We start from the raw sequence: 22,215 nt of genomic DNA on the forward strand, positions 1-22,215 counted from the left end.
CCCTAGTCGTACTGCAGGACGATCAGCACGTGCGCGGGCCGTGAGAAACAAGACACGGCCCGTGTCGCCCGATTGTTCCGGCTGGGCAGAGCACGGTTGGTGAATCTCTACCGGTCATTCATCTGATTGTCTGCAATCCTACTTTGTCGAGACTGTTGCGAAACGGCAATCAATTCCCGGCGTCGTGATCAGATCAACCGCGCCGCCAGAGCCCGTTCGGACAGTGACGCCAAGTCGCGCTCGCCGAGTCCGAGCGAAGCGGCTTTGTCGTATTCGGCGGCGATGTCGGTTCCCATTCGCAGCGGCGAGTCGGTGCCGAGCACCACCTCGATCCCCGCCTCCAGGAACCGCGGCAGCGGGTGCTCCTCGAGGGAGCCGACCATGCCCAGCACCACCGCGGAGGTGAGGCACACCTCGACGGTCACGCCCCGGTCGGCCAGCAGGCGCATCACGCCGGGGTCGCTCGCGGCCCCGACGGCGTGGCCGATGCGGTCGACCTGCTCGATGTGGGCCAGTGCGGCCAGGTTGGAGGTGTTGAAGGCCCCGGCGGGCACGGTCACGCCCAGGCCCGCCGCGGCGGCGGCCTCGGCGACCATGCGGCCGCGGGTCCAGTCGGCCTCGGCCGCATAGGGGACGTAGACCAGTTCGACCCCGGCCAGGCCCGCCGCGGCGGTGTCGCCGAAGGCGTCGCAGATCTCCCGCACGGTCGGCTCCCACAGGTTCAGGCTCAGGACCGCGCCGGCGTCGAAGCCGGGGTGGGCCTCGGCGACGCGGTCGAGGGCGGCGTCGAAATGCGCCATGAAGCCGGGGTAGATGATCGATTCCTGCGGCAGCCGCAGCTCGGCGTAGGCCGCGCCGCCGGAGGCGGCCGCCTCGAGCGCGTTCTCCAGGATGCCCTCGTAGACCTCGCCGGCGACCGCGTCCAGGTCGAACCGGGGCACCGCCGACAGCCGCTGGAGCCGGGCCAGCCCCGGTGAGGCGCGGCTTTGCACCTCGGCTCTGCGCTCGGCCCAGTCGACCGGCGAGGAGCTCAACACCTGATCGAGGCGCGCGGGCCATTCGGTGTTCTGGTGCAGGTCAATCAGATCCATGTTGTGATGATCACACTGAGCATGCAGGTGCGGTGGACTTTCGTCCGGCGTGTCCCTTTCGTGGAGTGACGGGTATCCGACAGTCATTGAGTGTTACGTGTCACGTTTCGACGTGGGAGCGGCACGCCCACCGAGCCGACGCCACGGCTAGACTTCGGCCCTATGACCGCCACCGACGAACCCGAGATGGGCCCGATCCTCGCCTCCATCGGCAGGCTGGCCGATTTCAAGTCGCTCGACGAGGCCGAACTGCCGCTCCTGGCGTCCGAACTCAGAGAGTTCCTCATCGGAGCGGTGGCCCGCACCGGCGGGCACATCGGGCCCAACCTCGGTGTGGTGGAACTGACCATGGCGATCCACCGCGTCTTCGACTCCCCGCACGACCAGGTCGTCTTCGACACCGGGCACCAGTCGTACGTCCACAAGATCCTCACCGGACGGGCCGGCCGGTTCAGCGGCCTGCGCCGCCGCGGCGGCCTCACCGGCTACCCCAACCGCGCCGAATCCCCCCACGACCTGGTGGAGAACTCCCACGCCTCCACCGCGCTGTCCTACGCCGACGGCCTCGCCAAGGCCAACGCGCTCTCCGGCTCCGACCGGCACGTCGTGGCCGTGGTCGGCGACGGCGCCCTCACCGGCGGCATGTGCTGGGAGGCGCTCAACAACATCGCCGCCCGCGACGACCTCCGGCTCGTCATCGTCGTCAACGACAACGGCCGCTCCTACGCCCCGACCGTCGGCGGCATCGCCAAGCGGCTCGCCGGGCTGCGGCTGAGCCCCGGCTACGAGCCGGCCCTGGAGAAGATCAAGCACACCGTCGAGGGCATCCCGGTCGTCGGCCACGCCGCCTACTCGGCGCTGCACGCGGCCAAGACCGGCGTGAAGGACGCCCTGGCCCCGCAGGGCATGTTCTCCGACCTCGGCATCAAGTACGTCGGCCCCATCGACGGCCACGACTACGACGAGGTCGCCGAGGCCCTCGACCAGGCCAAGCGGTTCGGCGGGCCCGTGATCATCCACGCCCTCACCGAGAAGGGCCGCGGCTGGGCCCCCGCCCGCGAGGACGAGGCCGAGCAGATGCACTCCCCCTCGTCGGCGTTCGACCCGATCACCGGGCAGCCGGTCGCCGCCAAGAAGCGGCGCTGGACCGCCGTGTTCTCCGAGGAACTGATCACCCATGCGGAGACCCGGCCCGACCTGGTGGCGATCACCGCCGCCATGCCCGGCCCCACCGGCGTCGACAAGCTGATGAAGCGCCACCCCGACCGCGTGTTCGACGTCGGCATCGCCGAGCAGCACGCCGTCACCTCCGCGGCCGGGCTCGCGATGAACGGCCTCCACCCGGTCGTGGCCGTCTACTCCACGTTCATGAACCGCGCCTTCGACCAGACCGTGCTGGACGTGTCCATGCACCGCCTGCCGGTCACGTTCGTACTCGACCGCGCCGGCATCACCGGACCGGACGGGCCCAGCCACTTCGGCATCTGGGACACCTCGATCTTCCGCGTGGTGCCGGGCATGCGGATCGCCGCCCCGCGCGACGAGGCGACTCTGCGCGAGGAGTTCGCCGAGGCGCTCGCGATCGACGACGGCCCGACGATGCTGCGCTTCCCCACCGGGGCGATCCCGGCCGGGAACCTGGAGCCGGTCGACACCCGCGAGGGCCTGGACCTCCTGGTCGAGCCCGAGGGCGACGAGCTGCTCATCGTCGCCTGCGGCGCGCTCGCCGCCACCGCGGTCCAGGCCGCCGCCCGGCTGGCCGACGAGGGCGTCGCCGCGACGGTGGTCGACCCCAGGTGGATCTGTCCGGTCCCGGACGCGCTGGTGAAGCTCGCCGGGCAGTACCGGCTGGTAGCCACGGTCGAGGACGGCGTCCGCGCCGGAGGCTTCGGCGACGCGCTCGCCCAGGCCCTGCGCGACGCGGGCACCGAGGTGCCGCTGGTCGATTTCGCCGTCGCCCGCGACTGGCACCCGCACGGCGCCCGTCCCGAACTGCTGGCCGACCTCGGCCTCACCCCCGAGGCCATCGCCGAGCGCCTCGGGGCCGAGGCCGAGCGCCGCCGCTGACCCGAACGCGAAGAAGCGCGGCCGGCCCGATCGGGCCGGCCGCGCTTCTGGTGCTTGGAGTTAGGACGCCGCGAGGGCTCGAAAGGTTGCCTCCCGGCCGGAGGAATTCCGCTCAGGATGCGAGGCCGAGATACCGGATGACGGCATGCTCGACCTGTTCCATATCCTCCGGGCTGAGGAAGTCGATGAGTTCGCCGGTGACGTAACGCGTGTCAACGGGTGTCTTCCTTCCTGGCGGCGACGGTGATGTCCGCTCCGAGCACGCGGATATCGCCCGACTCGTCGTACTCCCAGTCGTCCGGCTCGTCGGACGGGTCCTCCAGCGCCAGGCGGGCCATGTCGGCGCGGGCTCGCTCCTCCCAGGCCGTGCGTTCGAGGCTGCGCAGGCCGCGACGAAGCACGTCGGAGGCGCTCTCCCCTTCGCGCTTGAAGCTCTGGATGATCTGCTCGTCCTCGTCGGTCGGACGGAATCCTATGGTCATGGTTCCAGCGTGCAGCATTTGTCTAACTCTGGGCTCGAGTGCCCGAGGCCGGCCGGTCAGCGCATCGAGCGGATCGAGCGCGACAGGCGGCGCAGGTCGCGGCGGCGCTGCTCCAGCGTGGCGCCGGCGAGGATCAGGATCGCGCCGCCCACCGCGGGCGGGATCCACTGCGGAATCAGGTGCCAGAGCAGGGCCAGCTCGTTGATCGTCAGTGCCGCCAGCGCGGCCGAGCCGAGGATCAGCGGCGCCTGCCAGCGCCGGGCCAGCCCGGCGATGACCACCGCGAGGGCGGCGGCACCGACCCCGACGCGCCGGGCGGCCTCGCCGTCCTCTCCGAGGGCCGCCAGCAGGCTGGGGGCGAGCCCGACCGCGACCGGCGCCGCCAGCGCCGTCCACGAACCGGATTCGGGCCTGCGCAGCAGGTGCCGCACCCCGATGCCGAACAGCAGCGCCGCCGGCGGCCCCGTGAAGGACTCCAGCGTGGTCACCGAGTAGGACGCCAGCAGCGTCCACCATGCGAGCGTGCCGGTGCACAGGGCCGCGATCGCGTAGGCCCGCCGCTTGGCCGGCGCCATCACCGACACCCCGGCCAGCGCGAGGGTGTACGCGCCGATCGCGGCTGGCAGCAGCCGCACCGAGCCGGAGGAGGCGATGAGCTCGGCGATCCACTCCGCACCGAGCATGACCGCGACCGTTGTCCCGGCCAGAACGTGGGCCAGGATCGCCCCCAGCACCCGGTCGGCGCGCGTGCGCCGCCGAGCTCCGGCCGCGATCATGAGCATCGCCGCCGCCGCGCCCGTCAGGGCGAACCCCAGTTGGAGCGCGTCCGCCCCGAGGTGCGGGCTGGAGCCGATCGCGGCGGCGGTCACCGGCAGCCAGACCGCCAGCATCACCCAGGAGGTGCACCGGCCGGTCATGGTCGCCGAGGCCAGTGCGGTCGCGAGGGCCACCGCCGCCGCGAACGTGAAGCCCAGCACCGGGACGGCCGCCTGCGGGGCCGAGACCTCGTGCCACAGCAGCCCGGCCGCGCCGACGGCCGCGAACGTGGCGGCGAAGGCGACCACGTCGATCCGCCAGACGCGCGGCACCAGTGCCGCGGCGAACGCGGTCAGGGCGAGCACGATCGGGACCTCCCAGGTGTAGGGCCCGAACGGATCCACGTCCCACCAGACGACCGGCAGCGCCTCGAGCGCGATGGCCGCGCCGGCGGCCGCGACGGCCACCAGGCCGATCCGGGCGGCCCGGCGCAGCGGCTCGTGCAGCGGTCCGCGCACGGCGAGCGCGATCGCCGCGGCCGCCGCGGACGCGCCGAGGTACGAGGTCAGGTCGGGCGCGTCGACGGCGACGATCGCGAGCGAGGCCAGTCCGGCGATCGCGGCGACGGCCCCGCCGAGCAGGCCCGGTTCGGATTCGGAGCGGTCGAGCTCGCCGACCAGGGCCGCGATGAGCGCGCCGAGCAGCGCGAGGGAGGGGACGGTCAGCTCGGCCTCGCCGGCGCGGATCGACAGCACCCAGGCGGCGACGGCCAGCGAGCCGGTGGCGGCCCAGGCGATGAGTGTGGTCAGGGTCGTCGCCCCGGCCCGGCGCGCGTAGACGGTCGCCAGCAGGTTCCCGGCGGCCAGCAGGGCCACCGCGGCCGCGACGACCGGCACGAGCGGGTCGCTGAGGCCGAAGGCCACGCGCAGGCCGGCCAGGAACGCCAGCACCACCGCCGCGCACAGCAGCAGCCGCGAGGCAACCGGTTCGGAGCGCCGGTAGTGGCTCGGGCGGTGCGCGGCGACCCATGCGGCCGAGGCCAGCACGGTGGCGGTGCCGAGCATGAGCAGCGCGGCGTTGATCGTCTCGCCGACGGCGGCGAAGGAGGCCCCGATCGCCGCCAGCGGGAGCATGGCCCAGCCGGTGGCGGCGACCGGCACGGCCGCCCGGTAGGCGGCGAGCGCGGCCAGTACGAGCATCGTCCAGGTGCCGACCGCTTCGGCGGTGAGCGAGGCCCCGCCGGGCAGGAGCAGGTAGTACCCGGCCAGGGCCGAGCACCAGAGCGCCAGTGAGGCGAGCGCGCCGAAGGTCTCGGCGGTGGCGCGCAGGCCGAACCGCAGCAGCGCGACGGGCGTGCCCAGCAGGAGTGCGGTGAATCCGGTCAGGATCGCCAGGCGCCCGGCGTCGCCGAGGTGGCGCCAGGCCACGGCGGTGAAGATGACTATCGCCGCGGCCACCAGCAGACCGCCGAGGCCCAGCAGCAGTGTCTGCACGGCCTTGGCGCCCATTTCGGGCCGGGCGCGCGGCGGAGGCGGCGGTGGGGGAGTGGCGGGACCGGGCGGGGCGGGCGTCGGCCCGGTGGTCGGAGCCGGTGCGCTCGGGGATGCCGCGGTCCGGTTCCGGTAGGACTCGGCCAGGCGGCCCAGAGCCTCGAGCACTTCGAGCCGCTCGGCCTCGACCGCGGCGCGGCTGCGGTTGTGGTGCGAGATCACGCGAAGGGCCGTGTCCAGCTCGTCGAGCCGCGCCAGGAGCGGCTCGGGTCCCCTGCCGCAGCTCGGACACTGGGCGGGTGTGCTGCGCTGTCCGCAGCGGGGGCAGGTGTACGTGTTCACCCCGTCAGTGTGCTGGGCATGTCAACACGGAGTTCGGACTGTCGGAACGTGTTTTGTGCGGCCCCGACAACTACCGGCCGGTATCGGCCCTTCCGAGGGGGATATCTTGGCGGATTCCTCCAAGCGGACTAGTTGACCCGCTCGTACTCCTCGATGATCTCCCAGGCGAGGTCCTCCCACTGCGCGTAGCGGCCGGGGTGGGCCGAGCGCTGGACGGTCTGTGCCGCCGCGGTGAGGGGCATGTTCCGCCAGCCGGGGACCTCCTCGAGACCGCCGTAGAACTTGTGGGCCGCGGTGGACACGTCCATGAGCTCGGCGACCGTTCCCCAGCCGGTCGAGGGCCGCTGCTGGAAGATCCCGACCGAGTCGTGGTCGGAGCCCTCGAGCTGCCAGTCGTGGTCGTAGGACTCGGGCACGCCGGTGTTGGCGGCGTTGTAGAGCTTGGCCTCCTGCATCGCGGTCGCCAGCGCCACCGCCCAGGCGCGCCGCTCCAGGCCCCGTTCCACGCCGACCTCGATGATGGTCACGGCGTTGTCCATCTGGGCCCGGTCGAGGCCGCCGACCGGTTCCGGGGGGCCGTCCGGCTCCGGGTCGGGCTCCTCGTCCTCGGCCGATTCGGTCTGGTCGGGCGTCTCCTCGGCCTCGTCGTCGGCTTCCTCGGCCGCCGCCGCGGGGTCGTCCTCGGCCAGTTCGGGCCGGGAGGCCGTGCCCGGGCTCGACCGGAGTTCCCGGCTCGGCCGGCGCTCGGTCGCTTGGCGTTCGTGGCCGATCCGGGTCTGCTCGGCGACGAAGCTCCCGGTCCGCAGGTCCTCGCCGGAGGCCAGGATGGCGCTCGCCGAACCGACGCAGATGATCGCGGCGACCGCGGCGGCCGCGATGTGGGCCAGCGCGGGGGCGGCGCGATGCCGTCCGCGCCCGCGCCGATGCCGGCCCGGACCGGCGCGATGGCGGCCGGGGGCGACACGGTGGCGGTCGCCGCGGTCTTCGGCGCTGGTCGCAGGATCTGGGGGGAGTGCCCGCTCTCGCACAGAGGAAAGGCTAGGGGCGTGTAGCGGCAGCTCAGGGCCGCTGCCGGCACCCTCGGCGGTAATTGAAGACCGTCGATTCCCTCTCGGTGCGCCTGAGGTTTTCGAGCGGAAGAGGCTCTATCGCGGCACCTGCGCGCGATCGGGGCGGTTCGGGCGGGTTCGTCTCCGCCGGACGGGCGGGGCCGCGTCGGGCGAACGGCGGTCCGGAATGCCGGAACCTCTGGTGTGACTTAAGTCATGTGCGCGGAGTCTCAGCTCGGTCACCAGGCGTTTTGAACGGGACCGGGCCCCGCGGCAGCGCCGCGGGGCCCGGTCGTGCGGGGAGGCACGGAGGAAAGCTAGTTGACCCGCTCGTACTCCTCGATGATCTCCCAGGCGAGGTCCTCCCACTGCGCGTAGGCGTCGGGGTAGGCCGAGATCTGCACGGCCTGCGCGGCGGCGGTGATGGACTTCTCCTCCCAGTCGGAGACCTTCTTGAGCGTGCCGTAGAACTTGCCGGCCGAGGTCTTCGGATCCATCAGCTCGCCGACGCTGCCCCAGCCGGTCGAGGGCCGCTGCTGGAACAGCCCCACCGAGTCGTGGTCGGAGCCTTCGGCCTGGTAGTCGTGGTCGTACGACTCGGGCACGTTGACGTTGGCGTAGTTGCGGAGTTTGGACTCCTGCATGGCGCAGGCCAGGGCCACGGCCCAGCCGTCGCGGTCGAGGTCGTTCTCGATGCCGGCCTCGATGATGTCGACGGCGTTGGCCATCTGGTCCTCGTCCAGGCCGCCGACCGGCTGGGGCTCCTCAGGATCCTCGGCCTCGGCGGTGGCGGCGGCGTCGTCGGAGACGATGCCGAGCATCTGAGCGGTGGTCCCGGCGAACCCGCCGTCCGGGTTCGAGCCGGTCTCGTCCGGGTCGTCCATGCCGGTGATCGTCCAGGCGGCGCCCGTGGTAGAGCCGATGAAGATCGCGGTGGCGGCCCCTGCGACGGTCAGGCGCGGCCCGAAGCGGTCGACCACGCGGGTCGCCGCCGACTTGATGCGGTCGGAAGTGATGAGTGTGGCGCTCCGAAGCGACTCGGTCGCGCGCTCGACATTCTCGCGAATCTGCACCGCGCAAACATAGAGGGAGAAACGCGCTGGTCAAAGAGGGTTACTTCACCGTAGGTCACTGGATGGGAGCGATTCCGTACACGCCTGGGACGGCCATCCGGATTTTCCGATAGCTCCGCTATTGCCGGACGTGGGAGGGTCCTGCTGGAACTGCTCCCATCCGCCCCCGGAATGAGACGAGCCCGGGTTCACCCTTTCGGGTAAACCCGGGCTCGGTTGAAAAACAAAGTGACCTTCACCACTTACGGGTTCGCAACGCGCGCGCGGCTCCTAATCCGAGGCCCGCATGGCGTCGAACACCTTGCCGACCGCTTCGGTCGAGATCCCGGCCCGGTCCAGATACGGGGTGAGTCCGCCCAGCCAGAACGGGAATCCCGCACCCAGGATCATCGCCAGGTCGATCTGCTGCGGCCCGGGCACCACGCCCTCGTCGAGCATGAGCCCCACCTCCTCGGCCAGGCCCCGCAGCGTCCGCTGCCTGACCTCCTCGGCCGTCGACGGCCGGTCCCCGAGCTCGACCAGCGCCTCGGCCTGCTCGGTGAGCCTGCCCTCGCCGGCCGCGTCGGGGTCGAACACCTGGAAGTCCGCCTCGGCCAGGCGCCGCAGGTTCTCCGACTTCGGGAACCGCGGCCCCAGGTCCTCGTTCAGGTGGCTGGTCAGGTGCCAGGCGACCTGAAGACCCACCAGCTCCAGCAGCGCGAACGGCCGCATCGGCAGGCCCAGCTCGTCGAGCGCCACGTCGGCCACCCCGGCCGGAGTGCCCTCGTCGACCGCGCCGGTCACCTCCGCGAGCATCCGGCCCAGCAACCGGTTCACGATGAACGCCGGACGGTCGGCCGAGCCGACCGCGGTCTTCTTCAGCTTCTTGGCCACCTCGTACGCCGTCGCCAGCGTCTCGGTGTCGGTCGAGTCGGTCCCGATGACCTCCACCAGCGGCATGACCGCCACCGGGTTGAAGAAGTGCATGCCCACCAGGCGCTCGGGCCGGGACAGCTTCGAGGCCATCGCCGTCACCGACAGGCCGGAGGTGTTGGTGACCAGCAGGCACTCGTCCGAGACGACCTGCTCGACCTCGGCGAAGACCGCCTGCTTGACCTTGAGCTCCTCGAACACGGCCTCGATCACCAGGTCGCAGTCGGCGTAGACGGCCTTGTCGGCGCTGGCCGAGATCAGCCCGCGCAGCCGCGCCGCCGCCAGCTTCGACACCCGGCCCTTGGACTCGAGTTTGTCGATCTCGCCGCGCACCTGCGCCAGGCCGCGGTCGGCCCGCTCCTGGTCGAGGTCGGTCATGACCACCGGGACCCCCAGGCGCCGGGCGAACATGAGCGCGATCTGCCCGGCCATGAGCCCGGCGCCGACCACGCCGACCTTGCCGATCTCCTTGGCCAGGCCCGAACTCGGCGCCCCCGCCGGCTTCTTGCCGAGCTGCCGCACCAGGTTGAACGCGTACAGGCTGGTCTTGAACTCCGGGGCCGTCTCCAGGTCGGCCAGGGCCTCGTCCTCGGCGAGCGAGCCCTCCTCGAACGAGGCGGTGCGCGCCAGGTCCAGCAGGTCCAGGGCCTTCATCGCCGCCGGCGAGGCGTTGTGGGTCTTCCGGTCGACCGTCTTCCGGACCTCGGCCATGACCGCCGGCCACGACTGCCGGTCGATCTCGGGCCGCTCCACGGCGATCTCGCCGCGCACGACCCCGACCGCCCAGGCGAGCGACTCCTCGAGGAAGTCGGCCGGCTCGAACGCGGCGTCGGCGATGCCCATGCCGGCCAGTTCGGGGCCGCGCAGCATCTTGTTCTGGTTGAGCGGATTGCCGATGATGACCTTCGCGGCCGCCTCCGGGCCGATCAGGTTCGGCAGGATCTGCGAGCCGCCCCAGCCGGGGATCAGGCCGATCGAGACCTCCGGCAGGCCCAGCCCCATCGCGCCGGTCGAGACGGTCCGGTAGTGGCAGTGCAGCGCCAGCTCCATGCCGCCGCCCAAGGCGGTGCCGTTGACGAACGCGAAGGTCGGTACCTCGGAGTCCTTGAGCCGCTTGTAGACCGCGTGCCCGGCGCGGGCCATCGCCAGACCCTGCTCGCGGGTCTCCAGCAGCGGCATCATCTTGATGTCCGCGCCGGCCAGGAAGATGAACGGCTTGCCGGTGACGGCGATGAGCCCCAGGTCATCGGCGGCCTCGACCTCGTCGAGCGCGTTCCACAGGCTCTTGAGCCCGCCGGGGCCGAACGAGTTCGGCTTGTTGTGGTCGAAGCCGTTGTCGAGCGTGATCAGCGCGGCCCTGCCGTCCAAACCGGGCACGTCGATATAGCGGACCAGCGACTCGGTGACCGCCTCGTCGGGGAAATCGGGGAATTCAACGGGGAACGTGCTCATTACTTGTCTCCCTCGAAGTGCGGGTTCTCCCAGATGACCGTGCCGCCCTGGCCGAGGCCGACGCACATGGTGGTGATGCCGTAGCGCACCTCGGGGTGCTCGGCGAACTCGCGGGAAAGCTGGGTCATCAGCCGGACCCCCGAGGAGGCCAGCGGGTGGCCCACGGCGATCGCCCCGCCCCACGGGTTGACCCGCGGGTCGTCGTCGGCGATCTTGAAGTGGTCGAGGAAGGCCAGCACCTGGACGGCGAAGGCCTCGTTGATCTCGATGATCCCGATGTCGTCGATCGACAGCCCGGCCCGGTCGAGGGCCTTCTCGGTGGCCGGGATCGGCCCGACCCCCATGGTCTCGGGGTCGACGCCGGCGAAGGCGAAACCGACCATCGTCATCGACACCGGCAGCTCCAGGGCCTCGGCGGTCCCGCGGTCGGCGACGAGGCAGGCGGTCGCGCCGTCGGTCAGCGGCGCCGAGGTCCCGGCGGTGACCTTGCCGTGCGGGCGGAACGGGGTGCGCAGGTCGGCCAGGCCCTCCACGGTCGTCTCCGGGCGCGGCAACTGGTCGGCCGTCGCCACGGTCCAGCCCTCGTCGGTCGATCGGGCGGCCATCGAGGTCATGTCGGCCTGGAGCTCGTCGAGCGCCGCGGCGTACCGCTGCTGGGTCGCGGCGGCGTACTCGTCGGCGCGCTCCTTGGTGATGGCCGGGAACAGGTCGTGGAGGTTCTCAGCGGTGTTGCCCATGACCAGTGCGTCGGTGTCGACCAGTTTCTCGGCGACGATGCGCGGGTTGGGGTCGGCGCCCTCGCCCATCGGGTGGTTGCTCATCGACTCCACGCCGCCGGCGATGGCGATCTCGTAGTTGCGCGAGGCGATCGCGGAGGCCACGGTCGTCACCGCGGTCATGGCCCCGGCGCACATGCGGTCGATGGAGAAGCCCGGCACCGAGCGGGGCAGGCCCGACAGCAGCGCCGCCGAGCGTCCCAGCGTGAGCCCCTGGTCGCCGATCTGGGTGGTGGCCGCCAGCGCCACCTCGTCGATCCTTTCAGGAGGCAGGGCCGGATTGCGGCGCAGCAGCGTCCTGATGCAGCGGATGATCATGTCGTCGGCGCGGGTCTCCTCGAAGAGTTTCCCCGCCTTGCCGAACGGAGTTCTCACTCCGTCGACGAAGACGACATCGCGGATGGTGTCGTTCACGCTTGCCCTCCCTTGGGTATGCGACGTCACAGCCGATGTTACTCGCTAGTAAGATCGGTGTCACGGCCCCCCGGCCGTGGTCTCAGGCTAGTACCGACGGCCCGTCCACGAGGACTTCTAGGAGTTGCTCAGCGCCTCCGACAGACTCGAAGCGAGCAGGTCGACCTGCCAGCGGCGGGCCCCGGCCTCCAGCAGCGCCGAGCGGACGTGCCGCTCGCTCGGCCGCTTCGGCGGATCCCAGGCCAGGCCGCGCACGATGGCCGGCGTCATGAGGTTCTCCGGCGGCAGATTGTGCTTCCCGGCCACTTCGGAGACCACTTCGCGGGCGGCGGTCAGGCGCACGGCGGCCTCCGGGTCGCGGTCGGCCCAGCGGTGCGTCGCCGGCGGGCCGTCCTGCGGGGGCGTGGTCGACGGCAGCTTCTCGCCCGGCAGCCGCCGGGCCTCGGCCAGGGCCGACAGCCACAGCCTGGCGTTGGCGCGCCCGCCCCGGCGGCGGAACCCCGGCAGGCTCATCAGCTCGGCGAAGTCGGTCGGGTCGCTCGTGGCCGCCTCGACGATCGCGGCGTCGGGCAGGACCTTGCCGGGGGCGCGGTCGAGCTTGCGGGCGAGGCCGTCGCGGGCCTCCCAGACCGCGCGCACCCGCCCCAGTGCCTTGGCGCCGCGGACCTTGTGGATGCCGCTGGTGCGCCGCCACGGCTCCTTGCGCGGCTTCGGCGGACCGGCGGTGCGCACGTGTTCGAACTCGGCCGCCGCCCAGCCCGTCTTGCCCTGGGCGGTCAGTTCGGCGGCGAGGCGCTCGCGCAGTTCGAGCAGCAGCTCGACGTCGAGGGCGGCGTAGGCGAGCCAATCGTGCGGCAGGGGCCGCTGCGACCAGTCGGCCGCCGAGTGCTGCTTCTCCAGCCGGAAGCCCAGCAACTGCTCGGTCAGCGAGGCCAGGCCCACCTTCTCGAAGTTGCACAGCCGGGCGGCCAGCTCGGTGTCGAACAGCGTCGCCGGGCGCAGTTCCAGCTCCTCCAGACACGGCAGGTCCTGGCTGGCGGCGTGCAGGATCCAGTCGAGGTCGGCCAGGGCGCGGCGCAGCGGGGTGAGGTCGTCGATGGGGATGGGGTCGACCAGCACCGTGCCCGCACCGGCGCGCCGAAGCTGGATAAGGTAAGCGCGACCCGAGTAGCGGAAACCGGAGGCGCGCTCGGTGTCGATCGCGACCGGGCCGGAGCCGGCCCGGAGGCACTCGGCGGCCTCGGCGAGTGCGTTCGGACCCTCGATGAGCGGGGGCATGCCTTCACGAGGCTCGGTCAACAGTTGTGGCTCTGGTTCGGGCTGGGGATCGGTCACCTGTTCAAGGTACGGCGGAGTAGCTTGCCGCCGCTACTGCCTCGCCGCCGCCGGGACCGATATACACCCGAACGTGGCCTTATAGCACTGTTTTCGGTCACCCGCAAGAGGCAGCCGCCTCCCGATCCGCGGGACGATGCGCGCCACATCGCGCCCGCTGATGCGGGCGGGCCCCCGTCCCGCATGCCAAGATGAACGGGTGCGAACCGATCCGGCCCCCAAGACGACCTCACCGTTCCTAGCGGCCTGCCGCGGGGCGGAGCCCGAACGAGTGCCGGTCTGGTTCATGCGCCAGGCCGGACGCAGCCTCCCCGAATACCGCAAGGCACGCGAGGGGACCACCATGCTGGAGGCCTGCCGCACGCCCGAACTGGTCTGCGAGATCACCCTGCAGCCGGTGCGGCGCTACGGGGTCGACGCGGCGGTCTTCTTCTCCGACATCGTCGTCCCGCTGGCGGCGATCGGAGTAGACATCGAGATCGTGCCCGGCGTCGGCCCGGTCGTGGCCGAGCCGTTCCGCACCGAGTCCGACGCCGACCGGCTCCGCAACCTCGACCCGTGCGACGTCGGCTACGTGACCGAGGCGACCGGCCTGCTGACCAAGGAACTCGGCGACACCCCGCTGATCGGCTTCGCCGGCGCCCCGTTCACCCTCGCCTCCTACCTCATCGAGGGCGGCCCCTCCCGCGACCACGCCAAGACCAAGGCGCTCATGCGCTCCCGCCCCGACCTGTGGCACGCCATCGCCTCCCGGCTGGCCGCGATCTGCGGCGAATTCCTCCGAGTCCAGGTCGAGGCCGGCGCGAGCGCCGTCCAATTGTTCGACTCCTGGGCCGGGGCGCTCTCGGAGGCCGACTACCGCCGCTACGCCCTGCCGCACTCGACCGCCGCGCTCATGAGCGTGGCCGACGCGGTCCCCCGCATCCACTTCGGCGTCGGCACCGGGCACCTGCTCGAGGCGATGGCCGAGACCGGAGCCGAAGTCAGCGGCGTCGACTTCCGCATCCCGCTCGACCAGGCCGCCGCCCGCCTGCCCGGCAAACCCCTCCAGGGCAACCTCGACCCGACCGCGATCCTGGCCGACCCGGCCGCGCTCCTGGCCGAGACCGACGAGGTCCTGCGCGCCGGCCGCGCCGCGGGCACCCACATCTTCAACCTCGGCCACGGCGTCCTGCCCGACTCCGACCCCGACCAGTTGGCGCGCGTCGTCGACCACGTGCACGAGGTGACCGGCCCGTGAGGATCCTGATCGTCGGTGGCGGCATCACCGGGCTCGCCGCCGCCCACCGCCTGCGCACACGGCTGGGGGAGGACGCCCGGATCATCATCACCGAGCGCTCCGGCCGACTCGGCGGCAAGATCCACACCGTCGGCTTCGTCGGCAGGCCGGTCGAGGCCGGCGCCGAATCGCTCCTGGCCGCCCGCCCCGAGGCGATGGAACTGGCCCGGGACGTCGGCCTCGGCGACGACCTGGTCCACCCGGTCGGCCTCAAACCCGCCCTCAGCCTCGAGGGCCGACTGCGGGACCTGCCCGCCGGCACCATGATGGGCCTGCCCGCCGACCCGGCCGACGTCGCCGCGGTCGCCGAGGTCAAAGAGGCCGGCGGCTCCCAGCGCCCCCTCCTGGCACCCGGCGCCGACATGTCGGTGGGGGAACTCGTGCGCGCCCAGCTCGGCTCCGAAGTGCTCGACCGGCTCGTCGCGCCCATGCTCTCGGGGGTGTACGCCGGCGACGTCGACCGGCTCTCGGTCAGAGCCGTCATGCCGCAGCTCGCCGCCGCCCTCGAACGCCACTCCCGCCTCACCGAAGCCGTCGCCGAAGTCAAGCGGCCCTCGACCGGCGCGCCCGTGTTCGCCTCGATCGAAGGGGGCCTCACCCGCCTGGTCACCGCCACCTCCGCGTGCGCGCGCGCCGACGTGCGCCTGGGCATGACCGTCCGCGAACTGCGCCAGACCCCCTACGGCTGGGAGGTCGTCGTCGGCCCGGTGCCCGACCCGATCCGGCTGCACGCCGACGCGGTCATCCTCGCCGTCCCGGCCGGACCGGCCGCCCGGCTCCTGCGCGGAGTCGAACCCGAGGCCGCCGCCGCGCTCAGCGGCGTCGGCTACGCCTCGGTCGCCCTGGCCACCTTCGCGTTCGACCACATCGACCTGCCCGAGACCTCGGGCTTCCTGACCCCCGCCGGCGGCGGCAAGACCGTCAAGGCCGCCACCTTCTCCAGCCGGAAGTGGCCGCACCTGGGGAAGCGCCGCTCCATCCTGCGCGTCTCGATGGGACGCCTCGGCGAGGAGGCCCTGCTCCAGCACGACGACGAGACCCTCGCCAGGACCGCGCTGCGAGAACTCGGCGAGCACCTGGGGCGGCGGACCCCCGAACCGGTCGCGCACCGCATCGACCGGTGGGGCGGCGCGCTCCCGCAGTACGCGCCAGGCCACCCCTCGCGCATGGCCGAGGCGAGGGAAGGGCTCCGCACCCACCACGGCATCGCGATCGCCGGCGCCGCCGTCGACGGAGTCGGCATCGCCGCCTGCATCGGCTCGGGCCGGGACGCCGCCGACCAGATAGCCGACCAACTGGCCTCCGGATCAGCATAGGAAGGGCCGCACCGTGACCGACCAGTCCAACAACCCGAACGCCCAGCGCATCAAGGAACTCAACGCGAGCATCCGCTACACCCTGTGGTCGGTGTTCCGCGCCGAGGCCCCGCTCCCGTCGATCCGCCAGGACCTCGCCTCCGACACCGAGGGGTTCTTCGAGAAGCACTGCGCCGACCTGGGCGTGACCGTGCGCGGCACCTACGACCTGACCGGTATGCGCGCCGACGCCGACCTGATGGTCTGGTGGCACGCAGAGAGCGCCGAAGCCCTCCAGAAGTCCTACGCCGACTTCCGGCGCAGCCCCTTCGGACGGCACCTGGCGCCGGTGTGGTCGAACATGGCCCTGCACCGCCCGGCCGAGTTCAACCGCAGCCACATCCCGGCGTTCCTGGCCGGCGAGCCCCCGCGCGAGTTCGTGTGCGTCTACCCGTTCGTCCGCTCCTACGACTGGTACCTCCTCCCCGACGAGGAGCGCCGCGACCTGCTGCGCGAACACGGCCAGATGGCGCGGGACTACCCCGACGTGCGCGCCAACACGGTCGCGTCCTTCGCGCTGGGCGACTACGAGTGGATCCTGGCCTTCGAGGCCGACGAGCTGCACCGGATCGTGGACCTGATGCGCGAACTGCGCGCCTCCAGGGCCAGGCTCTACGTGCGCGAGGAGATCCCGTTCTTCACCGGCAAGCGCCGCAGCATCACCGACATCATCAACGACCTGCCCTGATGCTCGGCGGCCTGATCTACGGCGGGACGCTCTGCCTCCTGCTGGGAGCCGGGTGCCTCATCGCGGTGCTGGTGGTCCTGGTCCTGGCGATCGTCTACCGCAGGACCCCGGGCCGCCCGACCGACGGCGACGAGGACGGCGGCGATGGGCGGATCTAGCTGGTGGCTGAGCGCGCTGGCGGTCATCGCGGCGGTGGCGCTCATGGTGGAGGCGGTCCTGTGGCTGCGGCGGCAGTGGCTGCTGGTGAACGTCGAGGGCCCCAGCATGGAGCCGACGCTGCGCGACGGGCAGGAGGTCCTCGCCAGGCGCACCCGCCGGATCGGGACCGGCCAGATCGTCGTGGTGCGCGCCCCCGACCCGGTCCTGGGCTGGGCCGAGGCGCCGCCGCGCCGCCGCCGGGGCCGCGGCGGACCGACGGGTCCGTGGTGGGTCAAGCGCGTGGCCGCCGGCCCCGGGGAGCCGATCCCCGACTCGTCCGAGGCGGTCCCGCCGGGCCACTACTTCCTGCTCAGCGACAATCCCGCAGGCGACGACTCCCGCCGCCACGGCCTCTGCCCGGCCGAATCGATCGCCGGCGTGATGATCCGCAAATTCTGATCCGGGCCGTGGAACCCTTCGGGGTCGGGACGACGAATAAGGGCTTCCTAAGTACCGGGCCCCTTTTCCCAGGATCCAGGACGTGGCAGACTTGCACCATGCCTGCGCTTCGTTCACGCACTTCCACCCACGGCCGGCAGATGGCCGGGGCCCGCGCGCTGTGGCGCGCGACCGGCATGACCGAGTCCGACTTCGGCAAGCCGATCGTGGCCGTAGCCAACTCCTACACCCAGTTCGTACCCGGCCACGTCCACCTGAAGGAACTCGGCGGCGTCGTCGCCGAAGGGGTCGAGGCCAACGGCGGGATCGCCCGCGAGTTCCACACCATCGCCGTCGACGACGGCATCGCCATGGGCCACGGCGGCATGCTCTACTCGCTGCCCAGCCGCGAGATCATCGCCGACTCGGTCGAGTACATGGCCAACGCCCACTGCGCCGACGCGCTGGTGTGCATCTCCAACTGTGACAAGATCACCCCCGGCATGTTCATGGCCGCTCTGCGCCTCAACATCCCGGTGGTGTTCGTATCCGGCGGTCCCATGGAGGCCGGCAAGACCGTCGACAAGGACGGCGTGGTGCAGCGCAAGCTGGACCTGATCGACCCGATGGTCGCCGCCGCCAACGACGACGTCTCCGACGCCGAGCTCGGTCGCATGGAGGCCGATGCCTGCCCCACCTGCGGCTCGTGTTCGGGCATGTTCACCGCCAACTCGATGAACTGCCTGACCGAGGCCATCGGCCTGTCGCTGCCCGGCAACGGCTCGACCCTCGCCACCCACGCCGCCCGGAGGGACCTGTTCAGCGGGGCCGGGAGCGTGGTCATGGACCTCTGCCGCCGCTATTACGGGGAGGACGACGAATCGGTCCTGCCCCGCAACATCGCCACTCACGACGCCTTCGAGAACGCCATGGCCCTCGACGTCGCCATGGGCGGTTCCACCAACACCGTCCTCCACCTGCTGGCCGCCGCGCGCGAGGCCGGCCTGAACTTCTCGGTGTCCGACATCGACGCCGTCTCCCGGCGCGTCGGCTGCATCTGCAAGGTCGCTCCGAACTCGCCGGACTTCCACATGGAGGACGTCCACCGGGCCGGCGGCATCCCCGCCATCCTCGGCGAGCTGTACCGCGCCGGCCTGCTCCACGACGACGTGCGCGCGGTCCACTCCGACTCGCTCGACCAGTGGCTCGGCAAGTGGGACATCCGCTCCGAGAGCCCCGACCCCGAGGCGATCGAGCTGTTCCACGCGGCGCCGGGCAACGTCCGCACCACCGAGGCGTTCTCCACCCGGAACCGCTGGGCCAGCCTGGACACCGACGCCGAGGACGGCTGCATCCGCTCGATCGAGCACGCCTACACCGCCGACGGCGGCCTCGCGGTCCTGTTCGGCAACCTCGCCGAGGACGGCTGCGTGGTCAAGACCGCCGGTGTCCCCGAGGAGAACCTGACCCACTCCGGTCCCGCCCGCGTCTTCGAGTCGCAGGAGGATGCCGTCCAGGGCATCCTCGACAAGTCGGTGCGGGAAGGCGAGGTCATCGTCATCCGCTACGAGGGCCCCAAGGGCGGCCCCGGGATGCAGGAGATGCTCTACCCGACCTCCTTCCTCAAGGGCCGCGGCATGGGGCGCAAGTGCGCGCTCATCACCGACGGCCGCTTCTCCGGAGGCACCTCCGGGCTCTCGATCGGCCACATCAGCCCCGAGGCGGCCGGCGGCGGCCTGATCGCCCTGGTCGAAGACGGCGACATCATCGAGATCGACATCCCGGCCCGCCGCATGGAGCTCAAGGTCGACGACGACACGCTCACCAAGCGCCGTGTCACCCAAGAGAAGCGCGAGCGCCCCTATACGCCTGCCGGACGCGAGCGGAGCGTGACGACCGCGCTGCGCGCCTACGCCTCGATGGCCACCCCGGCCAGCGACGGCGCCGTCCGCAAAGTGGACTGAAGAGGTCACCCGGACGCGGTCGGCCCTCCACGAGGAGGGCCGGCCGCGTCCGGTTCGGAAGATTGGCACATCGATTTTTCGAGGCGGGCGTCGTCATCGGGGGCTACCGCGCGACTACGCGCCGCGGTCCTTCGTGCGCTTCCGCAGGTGAAATGCCGTATTTGCGGATTGTGAAGTGACGCACCGTGGTTCGATGGCGACGGCGATCCGCGTCCGCGTTCACAAAGGATGCATGTGCAGACGGCATGTGCCTCGGGGCGCGGTTTTCATTCGACCCCGGATACGGCATCCTGTATGGCACGAGGGTTTCTAGGATTGGGCTCTGTGCATGTCGCCATCACCTCGCCGCGCGCGTAGATTCGTCTCGTGGATCGCGGCCACGGCCGTATGGGGCTCTGTATTCGCAGCGGCCATCGTTACCGGACTGCGATCGTCCCCCGACGGACTCCACGACGCCACCGCCCCGAGCCTCGGCAGCCTCGGCGCCGCCTGCGCCGGCCTGCTGCTGTGGCGCGTCGCGGGCGACTTCCCGCGCGCCCGCCGCCCCACCTACCGGCTGCTGGCCGCCGGCGTCCAGGCCACCGCCGCCAGCGTGGCCGCCGCGAGCTGGCTCCCCGCCGGCGCCGCCTCCCTGACCGCCGGGATAGGCTTCACCGCCGCGATCTGCCTGTTCGGCCTCGCGCTGCTGCGCCTTCCCGACGAAGGCTGGGACGCCCCGGCCGTCCAGCGCCGGCTCATCGACGGCGCCATCGTCGGCCTGAGCCTCCTGTTCGCCTTCTGGCTCTCGGTCGGCCGCCCCTGGATGGCCGACTTCCACGGCCACCTGGTCGGCACCGACCTGGCGATAGTCCTCCCCGGCATGCTCGGGCTCGTCCTGTTCGGCGTCGGACTGACCACCACCTTCCGCGTCAACCGCTGGCGCCGCTGCCTCGCCGCCGCCTACGTCCCGGTGCTCGGGGTCCACACCAGCTCGATGGCCATGTTCGCCGGCTGGCAGTGGGGACGACCGGACGTGGCGGTCCTGTGGTGGTCGTTCGGCTGGGTCGCTGCCTGCACCCTCCTGCTTGGCGTCAGCTACATGTCGCGCCGGCAGCAGGCCTCCGCCGACAAGCGCAACTACCCGACCGTCCACTACGCCGTCATGGCCGGAGCCGCCGCCCTCGCCACCGTCGTGTTCCTCCGCAACGGCGCCGTTGCGGGAGCGCTGCCGCTCGACGCGGCCCTGCTCGGCCTCGCCGCCGTCGCCGCGCTCGGCACCCGCCTCGTGCTCACCCACTTCGACGTCCGCCGCGTCACCGACGAGGCCGCCGACCGGCACCGCCGCCTCACCGCCATCGTCGGGGTCGCCTCCGACACCGTCCTGGTCCTCGACGCCGACCTCAAGGTCACCTGGCACCCCGAGGACGCCGCCTGGCGGCCGGCCACCGGCGCCGGCCAGTGCGTCGGCGCGGCCTTCCTCGACCTGGTCCACGCCGACGACCGGCGCAAAGCCGCCGAGAGCCTGGAGCAGCTCGTCGAAGGGGCCAACGCCACCGGCAAGGCCGAACTCAAGGTCCGCGTGCGCGACTCCCTGCGGCGCTGGCGGCACACCGAGACGATCGTGACCGACCTCCGCGGCCAGCCGCAGGTGCGCGGCCTGGTCGCCCGCGTCGAGGACGTCGGCGCCCGCCGGACCCTGGAGGCGGAGCTGGCGCGCATGGCCTACAGCGACCCGCTCACCGGCATGGCCAACCGCCGCGCGCTGCTGCAGAACCTGGAGGACGGCGTCGCCGCCGAGGAGAACGAGACGGCGCTGCTCCTGCTCGACCTCGACGGATTCAAGAACGTCAACGACACCCGCGGCCACGACTTCGGCGACGAGCTGCTGGTCGAGGTCTCCCGCCGCGTCAGGGACCTGCTGCGGCCCACCGACCTCGGAGCGCGCCTGGGCGGCGACGAGTTCGCGATCCTGCTGCGCGCCGACCGCGCCGAGGCCGTCTCGGTGGCGCGCGACCTGGTCCGCACGCTCTCGGAACCGTACGAGTTCCACGACGAGTCGACCGTCTACACCACCGGATCGGTCGGCATCGCGACCGCCTCGGGCGGGGTCGAGGACCCCGAGCTGCTGCTGCGCAACGCCGACCTGGCGCTGCGGGCGGCCAAGCAGGCCGGCCGGAACCGCTACGAGACCTACGACGCCGAGTTCGACCGCAGGGTCCGCCGCCGCAACGAGCTGATCCAGGAGCTGCGCGGCGCGATCGCCCGCAACGAACTCCACCTGGTGTACCAGCCGATCTTCAGGCTGGCCGACCGCTCGATCGTCGGCGCCGAGGCGCTGCTGCGCTGGAACAACCCGCGCCTGGGCCGGGTCAGCCCCGGCGAGTTCATCCCCGCGGCCACCGAGGCCGGGCTGACCCAGGAGCTGGCGGTCTGGGCGGTCAACCGCGCCGCCGAGCAGCTCGCGCAGTGGCAGTCGTCCGGCATCAAGGCCTGGATCTCGGTCAACGTCTCGGTCAAGGAGCTGCACACCCACAAGTTCGCCACCGAGGTCAACACCGCCCTGTTCGCCGTCGGCGTCCCGGCCTCGCGCCTGGTCCTGGAGGTCACCGAGCACGACTTCTCCCACCAGCTCAACACCCTGGTGGCCCAGCTCCAGGCCCTGCGCGGGGCGGGCGTGCGCACCGCCCTGGACGACTTCGGCTCCGGCTACTCCTCGCTCGGCCAGCTCGACCGGCTCCCGATCGACATCATCAAGATCGACCGCGACCTGATCGCCAAGGCCGACGGCGGGGTCGGCCCGCTCGCGCAGGTCGCCGTCGAACTCGGGCGCCGCCTGGGCATGGACGTCATCGCCGAGGGCGTCGAGACCGACACCCAGCTCGAGGCCATGGTCGAAGCGAAGGCCCCGCTCGTCCAGGGCTACCTGCTGGCCGAGCCGATGCCGGCCGAGCAGATCACCCGCTGGCTCTCGGAGAACCGGCCCGCCATCTCGGCCGCCTGAGACCACGACACGACTTCTCGGAGTGTGAGAAAAGTTGACTCACGGGCCGGAATGGTGCATGCTGGCATCGTGCCGAAGCAGGACTACATCAAGCCAGCCGCCGCGAACCCGCAGCGGCCGCTTGCCGTAGTACT

16 protein-coding genes are annotated in these 22,215 nt (G+C 71.8%); 8 read left to right on the top strand and 8 right to left on the bottom strand.

What is annotated here, in order from left to right:
* Window positions 1-188: 188 nt before the first annotated feature.
* The gene (locus tag CUT39_RS12160) at window positions 189-1,091 is read right to left on the bottom strand and encodes an amidohydrolase family protein (protein ID WP_100446886.1); all 903 of its coding nucleotides are present in this window, start codon (window positions 1,089-1,091) and stop codon (window positions 189-191) included.
* Window positions 1,092-1,253: 162 nt separating this feature from the next.
* On the opposite strand from CUT39_RS12160, the gene dxs reads away from it, so the two are divergent.
* Window positions 1,254-3,158 (top strand): 1-deoxy-D-xylulose-5-phosphate synthase, encoded by a 1,905-nt coding sequence (gene dxs / locus CUT39_RS12165; RefSeq protein ID WP_100446888.1) that lies wholly within the window; start codon window positions 1,254-1,256, stop codon window positions 3,156-3,158.
* 212 nt (window positions 3,159-3,370) lie between these two features.
* Here dxs and CUT39_RS12170 read toward each other — a convergent pair whose 3' ends face one another.
* The 7 genes from CUT39_RS12170 to CUT39_RS12200 form a co-directional block, all read right to left on the bottom strand.
* Window positions 3,371-3,640 (bottom strand): hypothetical protein, encoded by a 270-nt coding sequence (locus CUT39_RS12170; protein WP_198587077.1) that lies wholly within the window; start codon window positions 3,638-3,640, stop codon window positions 3,371-3,373.
* Between the two features lie 56 nt (window positions 3,641-3,696).
* Window positions 3,697-6,228, bottom strand: coding sequence for an SCO7613 C-terminal domain-containing membrane protein (locus tag CUT39_RS12175; protein ID WP_157930642.1), 2,532 nt, complete (start codon window positions 6,226-6,228; stop codon window positions 3,697-3,699).
* 128 nt (window positions 6,229-6,356) lie between these two features.
* Window positions 6,357-7,256, bottom strand: coding sequence for a hypothetical protein (locus tag CUT39_RS12180; protein WP_100446894.1), 900 nt, complete (start codon window positions 7,254-7,256; stop codon window positions 6,357-6,359).
* Window positions 7,257-7,594: 338 nt separating this feature from the next.
* Complete coding sequence (locus CUT39_RS21495; protein WP_100446896.1) at window positions 7,595-8,350, bottom strand: hypothetical protein; 756 nt, start codon at window positions 8,348-8,350, stop codon at window positions 7,595-7,597.
* A 270-nt stretch (window positions 8,351-8,620) separates the two neighbouring features.
* Entirely contained in the window at window positions 8,621-10,714 is a 2,094-nt protein-coding gene (locus CUT39_RS12190) for a 3-hydroxyacyl-CoA dehydrogenase NAD-binding domain-containing protein (protein WP_100446898.1), read from the bottom strand.
* Window positions 10,714-11,904 carry a thiolase family protein gene (locus tag CUT39_RS12195; RefSeq protein WP_100446900.1) on the bottom strand — a complete coding sequence of 397 codons (1,191 nt, stop codon included), beginning with the start codon at window positions 11,902-11,904 and terminating at the stop codon, window positions 10,714-10,716. The genes CUT39_RS12190 and CUT39_RS12195 overlap by 1 nt, the downstream gene beginning before the upstream one ends.
* A gap of 117 nt (window positions 11,905-12,021) precedes the next feature.
* Window positions 12,022-13,239, bottom strand: a complete 1,218-nt coding sequence (locus CUT39_RS12200; RefSeq protein WP_232805723.1) for an HRDC domain-containing protein — start codon at window positions 13,237-13,239, stop codon at window positions 12,022-12,024.
* Between the two features lie 160 nt (window positions 13,240-13,399).
* Here CUT39_RS12200 and hemE point away from each other — a divergent pair, with 160 nt between their 5' ends.
* The 7 genes from hemE to CUT39_RS12230 all read left to right on the top strand — a co-directional run bounded on the left by hemE (window position 13,400) and on the right by CUT39_RS12230 (window position 22,081).
* A complete protein-coding gene (gene hemE / locus CUT39_RS12205) occupies window positions 13,400-14,479 on the top strand; it encodes a uroporphyrinogen decarboxylase (protein WP_100446904.1) in 1,080 nt (359 codons plus the stop codon).
* Window positions 14,476-15,834, top strand: coding sequence for a protoporphyrinogen oxidase (gene hemG, locus CUT39_RS12210; RefSeq protein WP_198587078.1), 1,359 nt, complete (start codon window positions 14,476-14,478; stop codon window positions 15,832-15,834). The genes hemE and hemG overlap by 4 nt, the downstream gene beginning before the upstream one ends.
* Window positions 15,835-15,847: 13 nt before the next feature.
* A complete protein-coding gene (gene hemQ, locus CUT39_RS12215) occupies window positions 15,848-16,561 on the top strand; it encodes a hydrogen peroxide-dependent heme synthase (protein WP_100446906.1) in 714 nt (237 codons plus the stop codon).
* Entirely contained in the window at window positions 16,561-16,719 is a 159-nt protein-coding gene (locus tag CUT39_RS20335) for a hypothetical protein (RefSeq protein ID WP_157930643.1), read from the top strand. Before hemQ ends, CUT39_RS20335 begins: the two co-directional genes overlap by 1 nt.
* On the top strand, window positions 16,706-17,158 hold the full coding sequence (locus CUT39_RS12220) for a S24/S26 family peptidase (RefSeq protein ID WP_100446908.1): 453 nt from the start codon (window positions 16,706-16,708) through the stop codon (window positions 17,156-17,158). Before CUT39_RS20335 ends, CUT39_RS12220 begins: the two co-directional genes overlap by 14 nt.
* 98 nt (window positions 17,159-17,256) lie before the next feature.
* Window positions 17,257-19,101, top strand: coding sequence for a dihydroxy-acid dehydratase (ilvD, locus tag CUT39_RS12225; RefSeq protein WP_100446910.1), 1,845 nt, complete (start codon window positions 17,257-17,259; stop codon window positions 19,099-19,101).
* Between the two features lie 328 nt (window positions 19,102-19,429).
* Entirely contained in the window at window positions 19,430-22,081 is a 2,652-nt protein-coding gene (locus CUT39_RS12230; protein WP_100446912.1) for a putative bifunctional diguanylate cyclase/phosphodiesterase, read from the top strand.
* Window positions 22,082-22,215: the final 134 nt, after the last annotated feature.

The sequence above is a fragment of the Glycomyces xiaoerkulensis genome, from assembly GCF_002798405.1.
Classification (GTDB): domain Bacteria; phylum Actinomycetota; class Actinomycetes; order Mycobacteriales; family Micromonosporaceae; genus Glycomyces; species Glycomyces xiaoerkulensis.

Excerpts from the sequence above, each read along its gene's own strand:
- CUT39_RS12160 (WP_100446886.1), bottom strand. The coding sequence starts at position 1,091 with ATGGATCTGATTGACCTGCACCAGAACACCGAATGGCCCGCGCGCCTC.
- dxs (WP_100446888.1), top strand. The coding sequence starts at position 1,254 with ATGACCGCCACCGACGAACCCGAGATGGGCCCGATCCTCGCCTCCATC.
- CUT39_RS12170 (WP_198587077.1), bottom strand. The coding sequence starts at position 3,640 with ATGACCATAGGATTCCGTCCGACCGACGAGGACGAGCAGATCATCCAG.
- CUT39_RS12190 (WP_100446898.1), bottom strand. The coding sequence starts at position 10,714 with ATGAGCACGTTCCCCGTTGAATTCCCCGATTTCCCCGACGAGGCGGTC.
- hemE (WP_100446904.1), top strand. The coding sequence starts at position 13,400 with ATGCGGGCGGGCCCCCGTCCCGCATGCCAAGATGAACGGGTGCGAACC.
- CUT39_RS20335 (WP_157930643.1), top strand. The coding sequence starts at position 16,561 with ATGCTCGGCGGCCTGATCTACGGCGGGACGCTCTGCCTCCTGCTGGGA.
- CUT39_RS12220 (WP_100446908.1), top strand. The coding sequence starts at position 16,706 with ATGGGCGGATCTAGCTGGTGGCTGAGCGCGCTGGCGGTCATCGCGGCG.
- ilvD (WP_100446910.1), top strand. The coding sequence starts at position 17,257 with ATGCCTGCGCTTCGTTCACGCACTTCCACCCACGGCCGGCAGATGGCC.
- CUT39_RS12230 (WP_100446912.1), top strand. The coding sequence starts at position 19,430 with ATGTCGCCATCACCTCGCCGCGCGCGTAGATTCGTCTCGTGGATCGCG.